Annotated in this window: 1 protein-coding gene; it reads right to left on the bottom strand. The window is 37.5% G+C overall.

What is annotated here, in order from left to right; all coding sequences use genetic code 11:
• Window positions 1–803: plasmid recombination protein (locus AC1UFB_RS20300; protein WP_482589956.1), on the bottom strand; the 803-nt coding region annotated here is incomplete at both ends.

Here is an 803-nt window from a genome sequence, read left to right as displayed (position 1 = left end):
CTAGAATTTCTCACTATACCACCACTATTACGAATAGACGTATTAAATCCTTCTACCTCGTTCTCACTTAAACCCTTTCTAGCAAACAATTCATCACCTTTAAATACATCGAGTGTTTTGTTAATTTGGTGCTTAGCATAACCCAACACCTTTTCAAAAGACTGAAGATGAGCTAATCCAGCTTTTTTATATAGGTCATGCACTTTTTCTAACAACTTCTCCGTACGGCTAAGCTTCTTTTCGAGTTTCTGATTTTCTTTTCTTAGTTCATCTCTTTCTCTCTTAAACTTCTCTCTGTCCTTTTCTACAATGGCTAATTGCTGCTTTAAATTAGCATTCTCACCCATGAGGTCGAGATTATGGCTCTTATATAGCTTATTTTCTTCTCTGAGCGATTCTGAGCCTTGAGCAAGTACTTTTATATTCTCGAAGTCTCTCGAAGGCATTTCGACCGTTTCTGAGCGAAATAAGCCCCCTTTTGTTTTAATTTGAAGGTCATCAAAGTTAGGAACTTTGTCTAAAGACTTTTTTAACTCGCTCAAGCGAGTACTTGTGTCCTTAATGGACTGATTCAGTGCTTGCTTTTCCTGCTGCTTCTGTTTTAGCTCATTTTCTAAGGTTTTAACTTGCTCTTTTGCAGTTAAAGCCTTTAAGCGTTGAGTTTCAATGTGTTTCCGATCGCTTGAAACACCGCGCTCCAAATTAAAACCTTTTTCAGTGACATGCTCATGAAATTTCGTTTGTAGTTGCTGTAATTCCGTTTTCTTTCCAAAAAACTGTTTAGCAGCCAGTTTTCCATCCTC

The organism is Priestia sp. KCTC 13724, from assembly GCF_056820425.1.
The sequence above is the reverse complement of the archived record's forward strand: the minus strand, read 5'-3'. Positions and strand labels throughout refer to the sequence as shown.